Source organism: Nocardia sp. NPDC060220, assembly GCF_042727815.1.
Classification (GTDB): Bacteria; Actinomycetota; Actinomycetes; order Mycobacteriales; family Mycobacteriaceae; genus Nocardia.
Genome location: NZ_JBHWZY010000285.1, coordinates 1 through 7587, shown reverse-complemented (window position 1 = coordinate 7587; position 7587 = coordinate 1). Strand labels below are relative to the sequence as shown.

The following is a 7587-nucleotide window of genomic DNA, read 5'->3' as shown; positions in this document are numbered from 1 at the left end:
GGACGAGGCGACGCTGGCCTTCACCCGCGAGCGTGAGTTCCAGAAGTTCGACGACCCGTTCGACGGTGACTCCGATTGGGAGATCACGCTGCAGCCTTCGATCGGTGGCAACGCCAGCACCAGCGACGTACCCTCGTTCTGACCGCGGTGGAAGAGCGCAGAACTGTGAACTGTGCCAAGGAATGCCCGGTCCGCCTGCGCGTCGACTAGCCTGCCGGGTGTCCGTTCCCCGAACGAAGGTGATTCATAGTGACTTCCGTAGTCGATGCCCCGCCCATCGATGGCCCTGACACCGCGTCGAAGGTAGGGCACTACTACCGGGTCGAGGGCGTCTACGAGGTCGGTCGCGAGAAGATCCGCGAATACGCGCGCGCCGTCCAGGACTTCCATCCTGCCCACTGGGAGGACGAGGCCGCCGCCGCGCTCGGCTACCCGGGTCTGGTCGCGCCGCTGACGTTCGTCTCCATCCCGGCTATGGCGGCGAACAAATTGTTGTTCGAAACGGTGGTCGTCGGCTACGACATGTTCGTGCAGACCGAGCAGGTCTTCGAACAGCACAAGCCGATCGTGGCCGGTGACCGACTCGTGGTCGATGTCGAGCTGACCTCGGTGCGCACGATCGCGGGCAAGGACCTGATCACTGTCACCAACACCTTCGTCGACGAGCTCGGCGAGACCGTGCACATCATGCACACCACGGTCGTCGGTATCACCGGGGACGACGGCGTGGATCCCGCGATCACCGCCGCGGTGGAGAACATCATGCTGCACGGCGTGAGCATCTACAGCGCCGACAAGAACGCCGTGGTGGAGACCACCCTGCGTCCCGAGGGCGAAGTTGTGCTGTCGGTCGAGGGCGCCGCCCGCGTCCCCAGCACCACGCTGTCGTTCGACGAACTCACCGTCGGCGACGAACTCCCGCTCCGCGACGCCCGCGTCTCGCGCGGTGATCTCGTCAACTACGCCGGCGTCTCCGGCGACGGCAACCCCATCCACTGGGACGAGAAGATCGCCGAGCTGGCGGGCCTGCCCGACATCATCGCCCACGGCATGCTCACCATGGGGCTGGGTGCGGGCTTCCTGTCCACGTGGTCCGGCGACCCCGGCGCCGTCACCCGCTACGGCGTTCGGCTGTCGACCTACACCATCGTCGGCCGGGAGGGCGGCCAGGTCGAGTACACCGGTCGCGTGAAGTCCCTCGACCCGGAGACCCGCAGCGCGGTGATCGCCATCGTCGCCAAGTCCGGCGGTCGCAAGATCTTCGGTCTCGCCACCGCGAACCTGCGCTTTCGCTGACCCCGGCGCGGTGGACCCGACCTCGTAGCCGGGTTCACCGCGGCGCGGCCACGACCTCGGATCGTGGTGTGGCGTCCGGGGTTTCGGACGCCACCGGGTTCACCCGCACCCATGTGCTGTTGACCGCCGACGTGCCGGAGAGCAGGTCGGTGCGGGCCGGGTCGTGCAGCAGGTTGACATTGGCGCCCGGCAGGCCCGCCGCGACCGACCAGCCGACCCCGGGTTCGCGATGGCCCCATCCGTGGGGGATCGCCACCACCCCGGCGCGAATATCGCCACTGATCTCCACCGGAACCACGATCGAACCGACCGGGGATTCGATCGTGGCCGGATCACCGTCGGCGAGACCACGGGCGGCGGCATCGTCGGGATGGATGAGCACGGTGCAGCGGTCGCGGCCCTTCACCATCGACGGGATGTTGTGCAGCCAGGAGTTGTTGCTGCGCAGGTGCCGCCGTCCGATGAGCTGGAGGTCGTAGCCCGGCTCGGCCACCCCGGTCGCGTCGTCGAGGACCGTGCGCACCGCCGCCAGGAAATCCGCGGGTGCCAAGTGTGTCTTGCGATCGCCGGTGCCGATCAGTTCGGGCAGCCGTGGTTGCAGCGGTCCGAGGTCGACACCGCCTGCCGTGTCCCGAATCTTCTTCAGCGTCAACCCGTTCCGTCCACGACGCAGGATTCCGTAGGGGCCCGTCGCGACGGCCGCCGCGGACAGTCGCAAGGGGCTGAACGGTTCGAACGCGGCATTGAGCACCCGTGCGGTGAGCCGCCGTGCCGGCAGCGGGACCATTTCGGTCACCAGCCGTGCCAGGATCTGCCAGTCGTCCAATCCGTCGGCGGGCGGCTCGAACACCCTGGCGTCGTAGCGGGCGTTGTTGCGAACGCTGAAGATCGGGAACAGCAGGCTCAGTTCCTCGCGTTCCAGCGCGGAGACGGGCGGCAGGATGAAGTCGGCGTGCCGGGTCGTCTCGGTGATGTACATGTCGACGGCCACATAGCAACCCAAAGATTCCAGCGCGGCATCGAGCTTGTCCGCCTGCGGAGTCGAGAGCACCGGATTGCCCGCGTAGGTGATCATCGCTTTGATCTGGCCCGGTCCTTCGGTGCGGATCTCCTCGGCGAGGACCGCGACCGGCAGTTCGCTGCGGAACGACTTGTGCGCGCCGGAGCGGTCGGTCCACGCGCCGTGTCCCATGGGCAGGTACTTCGCGTAGCGGGCGGCGTCGACGACGGGGGTCGCGAACATCTGACCGCCCGCGCGATCGAGATTGCCGGTGACCGCGTTGATCGTGTTGACCAGCCAGTGGGTGAGCGTGCCCGTCACCTGCTGGCACACCCCGATTCGCGCGTACAACACTGCCGAGGGTGCCGCCGCGTGGTCGCGGGCCAGCCGTCTGATGGTGTCCGCGTCGACGCCTGCCAGTGGCGCCATGCGTTCCGCGGTGGTGTCGGCGACCAGTGCGGCCAGCTCGTCCCAGCCGGTGCACAGCGCGCGGACCGCCCGTTCGTCGCACAGTTCCTCGGTGATCAGCACATGCAGCATCGCGAGCAGCAGGTACACATCGCCGCCGGGACGGACCGCCACGTGTTCGTCTGCCAGCCGGGCGGTTTCGGTGCGGCGCGGGTCGATCACGACGACGGTGCCGCCCCGGGCGCGGACCGCCTTGATGCGCGATTTGGCGCCGGGCATGGTGGTGATCGATCCGTTGGACACCGCGGGATTGGCGCCGAGCACCACCAGCCGGTCGGTGCGGTCGATATCGGTGATCGGCATGAGAACGTTCGAGCCGAACATCCGCCACGCGACGAACTCCTGCGGGAACTGATCGATCGAGGACGCGGAGAAGAAGTTCCGGGTCAGCAGGACGGCCCGCAGCAGCGCTGCGTACATCACCGAGGAACTGTGCGCGGCCGGGTTGCCGATGTACATCCCGATGGCGCTGGGACCGTGCGCGGACCGCACCGCGCGCAAACGCTGACCGATCTCGCGGAAGGCCTCGTCCCAGCCGACCGGTTCGAAACTGTCGCCGACGCGGCGCATCGGTGTCCGCAGCCGGTCGGGGTCGTGGTGCAGACCGCCCATGGCTGTCGCCTTCGGGCAGATGTAGCCCTTCGACAGCACGTCGTCCGGGTTGCCTTCGACGCGGGTGACCCGCGAATCTTCGACCGTGACCAGAATCCCGCAGTGCGCTTCACACAATGTGCACTGCCGGGCAATCGTCGTGCTGTCCACAGCTTTCCTACCCTCCGCCGAACCGCTCCTGCCACGGTAGCGCGACCGAACGGCTCGGCAGATCCGTCTGTGGTCTGATTTTCGTGCCGATCGACGACCGGGCGTAATATCGTTCGCGATACGAAGAGCCTTCATTTCCGCTCAGGTCAGGAGCAGATTCGATGCGTTCCACCGTTCGTCTCGGCCTCGCGGTCGCCGCCGTCACCGTGGCCGGGATCGCCGGGCATGCCACCGCCGCCGCCCAGCCCAGCTATTACGACCCCGTCATCACGCCGTGCAGTCACCTGTTCCGCACCCCGCTCGAGATGCCACGTCCTGGCACGGACGTGTACTGGAGTCCGTTCGGGACGTCGAACATCGTCTGCTACGACGACGGCACCGGGATGGAGAACTACTACCAGCGCGACCCCTGGGGCCGCTGGCACGACATGAACGAGCTGACTCCCGGTCACTTCTTCTACGTGATCTTCGATTCCTCGGTCCCCGATCAGGCGACCTGGGGCTGAGCGGACCGGAGGACGCGGCCGGCGACATCGTGGTCGCCGACCGCTCGGGGTCACGCCGACACTGCCGCGCCCCCGGATCTTTCGGTCGCCTCCGGAGTGTGGCCGGGCGATTCGATCGGTGGTCCGGCCTGCGCTGGGGTCCGCACGGCGAAGCCGATGAGTCCGGCGAGGACCGCGACCGCGGCGGTCACGTACCAGGCGCGCTGGAAGGCGTCGAGCGTGGCAGCGGGGGTGTCGGGCGTACCGAGCAGCGCGACGAGAAGCGCGACGCCGAGGGCCAGGCCGAGTTGGCGGGCCATGCTCAGGACGCCCGATCCGGTCGCGAAGCGTTGCGGGGGCAGGGTTCCCGCGCCGACGGCGAACGCGGTCGGCAGGGTGAGCCCGACGCCGAGACCGGTCAGCAGCATGCCGCCGAGCAGGCCACCGACATAGTCCGGTGACAGTTCGGCTGCGCGCGCCCACCACAGGAGTCCACCGCCGAAGGCGAGTCCGCCTGCCGCGATCACCGGTCCCGCACCGATTCGCGCGATGAGTTTGCCCGCGGCGATGGCGACGAACGGCACGACCAGGGGGCCGGGCGCGATCGCGAGTCCGGTCTGCAAGGCCGACCACCCCCACACGTTCTGCGCCCAGAGCGTGACCGAGAGCAGCATGCCCGCGAACGCGATCTGGAACACCAGTGAATTCGCACCCGCGAGCACGAAATTCGGGACCCGGAGCAGGGCGGGGTCGACGATCGGGCTGTGATGACGAGCCGAGCTCACGGCGAAGACGACCCCGAGCGCGATCGCGATACCGAACGCGGCGAGGACTCCGGTGGAGGTCCAGCCCCAGTCGGGACCCTGGACGACGGCCAGGATCAGCGACCCGACCGCCCCGATCAGCGCGCCCGCACCCAGCAGATCGGGCAGCGGGCCGCCCGCGGCGGGCGGGCACGGCAGCTTACGGACACCGATCGCGAACGCCGCCAACCCGATCGGCACGTTCACGAGAAACACCCAGCGCCAATCGATTTCGACCAGCAAGCCGCCGAGCACCGGGCCCAGCGCGGCGCCGAGACCACCGAACGCGACCCACAGCCGCACCGCACCCGCGCGCCGCTGCGGCGGTGTCGCGGCGAGTACCAGTGCGAGGGAGGACGGGGTGAGCAGGGCGCATCCCACCGCCTGCAGAACACGGAAAGCGATGAGCGACTCCACGTTCCAGGCCGCCGAGCACAGTGCCGACCCGATCACGAAGATAGCCAGGCCGGTGAGAAAGGTGGCGCGGTTGCCGCCGCGGTCGCCGAGGCGACCGGCCGGAACGAGCAGGGCGGCGAAGACGATGGCGTAGAGGTTGAGCACCCAGGACAGTTCGGTCAGGCCGGCGCCGAAGTCGTCTGCCATGGCGGGCATGGCGACATTGACGATGAACAGGTCCAGGCTCGACAACAGCACGCCGATGGAGACGATGGCGAGCACCAACCGGGGATTGGTCTCCCGGAGTGGGGTAGTGGATGGCATGTTCCAGCTCTCGTTCAGCCGAGGACGCGGCGGGTTTGACGGGCGGTGGCGAGCAGTACGCCGTCGCCGTCCCAGATATCGGTGTCGTCGACCGACCAGCCGTCACCGGAACTGACGTTCGCGGCGCGGACCAGCACGGGCGTGTCGCCGAGGTGGGTGAGATCGGCGTGCAGTTGCAGCGACAGGGTGACGGTCGGGACGGCGACCGGCGCGGTGAGCAGCGGGAACAGTCCCGGTGGCAGCGCGTCGGCGAGGACGGCCAGGCTCGGCGCGTCGAGGGGCAGCGCGGGGTCGAGTGCGATCCAGGCGCACATCATCGCCTCATCCGCGCCGCTGAGAGGCAACGGGCCCGCGGCGGGACGGATGACGAAATGCGCGCCGACGGGCACGATCTCCGGCGGCAGCCGGAACAGCGCGCAGTCCGGTGCGGCCGCGACGACGGGTGCGGGTCTGGCGCTGTGGGCGGGGATCGCGGTCGCGCCGGGCGCGCCCAGGGTGACGGTGGCCGCGGCGACCCGCGCACCGTCCTGTTCGGCGACCACGTCCAGCATCGTCGTGCTGCGCCCGACCGGGTGTTCGGTGGCGTGCAGGGTGAACGCGCCGGTCGCCGGTCGGCCGAGGAACCGGACATCGGCGGCGCGTACGGGGTGCTCGCGCGAGCTCGCCTGCTGGGCGACGTCGATCAGGAGCCCGGCGAGCGTGCCGCCGTGTGGGCCGGTCCAGCCGCGCCACGAGTCGTCGACCACGGCATGCCACTGCCCGGAGTCCGTGGTGGTGAGGGCGAATCGCGCGCCGAACCGCCCAGTTAGTTTCATCATGCAACTCACCGTAGATGGGTGAGTTCTTTGATGCAACCGACTAGACTCGGGGCATGCGGCGCACCAGCTTCGAAGACATGAACTGCTCCCTGGCCCAGTGCTTGGAAGTGGTCGGGGAGTGGTGGACCTTGTTGATCGTGCGTGACGCCCTCTTCGGCGTGACCCGTTTCGACGAGTTCCGCGACCGCCTCGGCATCGCCCGCAACGTGCTCACCCAACGCCTCGAAGGCCTGGTCGAACACGAGATCATGACGAGAGAGCCCTACCAGGACAACCCCGTCCGCTACGACTACCGTCTGACCGCCAAGGGTCGCTCCCTGTGGCAGGTGATCACCGCGATGCGCCAGTGGGGCGACGAATGGGCCGCCCCGAACGGGCCCCCGGTAGAGGTCCTGCACCGCACCTGCGCCCACCTCGCCACCATCGAGCCCACCTGCTCGCACTGCGGCGAGCGAGTCCACGGCCGCGACCTGACACTGATGGACGGCCCCGGCGCGGGTGATCGTTCTCCGCTACCCGAGTCGCTACGTGGGTGAAGTCGCCCCGGCGTCATCGTCGCGCGCGCCGGTTATGGGGGCGCCGGCACGACAATTGCGCGGTGCGGGCCGAATGTCGTTGATAGGACGTGCTTTCGATCAGTCAGCCGCGTAGTCCGCGCAGCGCGGTCTCCACGACGCGATCGGCGAATTCGGTGGTGAGGGTGCCGGTGCGCAGGAGCCAGCGGTCCATCAGTGGGCCCCAGATCATCGCGATGGCCACGTCGAGGTCGATATCGGGGGCGATCTGGCCCGCGGTTTGCGCGGCGGCGAGTCTGCGACGTTTCAGGTCGTCCACGCGGCTCTGTAGGCGTTCGACGTAGGTGGCGGCCAGGGCGGTGTCGTGCATGATGGCGCTGGTCAGGCCGCGCAGGGGGAGGTCGAAGCGGGGGTCGGCGAGTTCGGCGACGGTCGCGCGCAGGACCAGTTTCAGGTCGGCTTCCAGGTCGCCGGTGTCGGGCAGGCCCGGTGTCGCGTCGTCGCCGGTCTCGCTGAGCATCAGGAAGGCGTCGAGCAGGACGGCGCCCTTGGACGGCCACCACCGGTAGATCGTCTGCTTGCCGACACCTGCCCTGGCGGCGATCGCCTCGATGGTCAGCTTGTCGTAGCCGATCTCGCCCGCCAGCTCGAAGGCGGCGGACAGGATGGCGCGCCGGGATCCTTCGTTGCGCCGGGTCGCGTCGGCCGACGGCCGGGGGT

7 protein-coding genes are annotated in these 7587 nt (G+C 68.9%); 3 read left to right on the top strand and 4 right to left on the bottom strand.

All coding sequences use genetic code 11. The features are described from left to right. Positions 1–249: 249 nt before the first annotated feature. A complete protein-coding gene (locus tag ACFWF3_RS16630; RefSeq protein WP_379314354.1) occupies positions 250–1296 on the top strand; it encodes a fused (3R)-hydroxyacyl-ACP dehydratase subunits HadA/HadB in 1047 nt (348 codons plus the stop codon). A gap of 34 nt (positions 1297–1330) precedes the next feature. On the opposite strand, the gene ACFWF3_RS16625 is transcribed toward ACFWF3_RS16630, so the two are convergent. Further along, positions 1331–3526, bottom strand: a complete 2196-nt coding sequence (locus tag ACFWF3_RS16625) for a molybdopterin oxidoreductase family protein (RefSeq protein ID WP_379314353.1) — start codon at positions 3524–3526, stop codon at positions 1331–1333. A gap of 161 nt (positions 3527–3687) precedes the next feature. Here ACFWF3_RS16625 and ACFWF3_RS16620 point away from each other — a divergent pair, with 161 nt between their 5' ends. Beyond that, entirely contained in the window at positions 3688–4032 is a 345-nt protein-coding gene (locus tag ACFWF3_RS16620; protein WP_379314352.1) for a hypothetical protein, read from the top strand. A 50-nt stretch (positions 4033–4082) separates the two neighbouring features. Here the strand turns inward: ACFWF3_RS16620 and ACFWF3_RS16615 are convergent, their stop codons facing one another. Both ACFWF3_RS16615 and ACFWF3_RS16610 read right to left on the bottom strand, forming a co-directional pair. After that, complete coding sequence (locus tag ACFWF3_RS16615; protein ID WP_379314351.1) at positions 4083–5534, bottom strand: MFS transporter; 1452 nt, start codon at positions 5532–5534, stop codon at positions 4083–4085. A gap of 14 nt (positions 5535–5548) precedes the next feature. Further along, positions 5549–6352 carry a thioesterase family protein gene (locus ACFWF3_RS16610; RefSeq protein WP_379314350.1) on the bottom strand — a complete coding sequence of 268 codons (804 nt, stop codon included), beginning with the start codon at positions 6350–6352 and terminating at the stop codon, positions 5549–5551. A 53-nt stretch (positions 6353–6405) separates the two neighbouring features. Between ACFWF3_RS16610 and ACFWF3_RS16605 the strand changes: the two genes are divergently transcribed. Beyond that, complete coding sequence (locus ACFWF3_RS16605) at positions 6406–6888, top strand: winged helix-turn-helix transcriptional regulator (RefSeq protein ID WP_379314349.1); 483 nt, start codon at positions 6406–6408, stop codon at positions 6886–6888. A gap of 103 nt (positions 6889–6991) precedes the next feature. Here the strand turns inward: ACFWF3_RS16605 and ACFWF3_RS16600 are convergent. Further along, positions 6992–7587: TetR/AcrR family transcriptional regulator (locus tag ACFWF3_RS16600; RefSeq protein WP_379314348.1), on the bottom strand; the 596-nt coding region annotated here is incomplete at its 5' end.

Bases quoted from the DNA above. Each gene is read 5' to 3' on its own strand.
- ACFWF3_RS16615 (WP_379314351.1), bottom strand. From the start codon at position 5,534: ATGCCATCCACTACCCCACTCCGGGAGACCAATCCCCGGTTGGTGCTC.
- ACFWF3_RS16610 (WP_379314350.1), bottom strand. From the start codon at position 6,352: ATGATGAAACTAACTGGGCGGTTCGGCGCGCGATTCGCCCTCACCACC.
- ACFWF3_RS16620 (WP_379314352.1), top strand. From the start codon at position 3,688: ATGCGTTCCACCGTTCGTCTCGGCCTCGCGGTCGCCGCCGTCACCGTG.
- ACFWF3_RS16605 (WP_379314349.1), top strand. From the start codon at position 6,406: ATGCGGCGCACCAGCTTCGAAGACATGAACTGCTCCCTGGCCCAGTGC.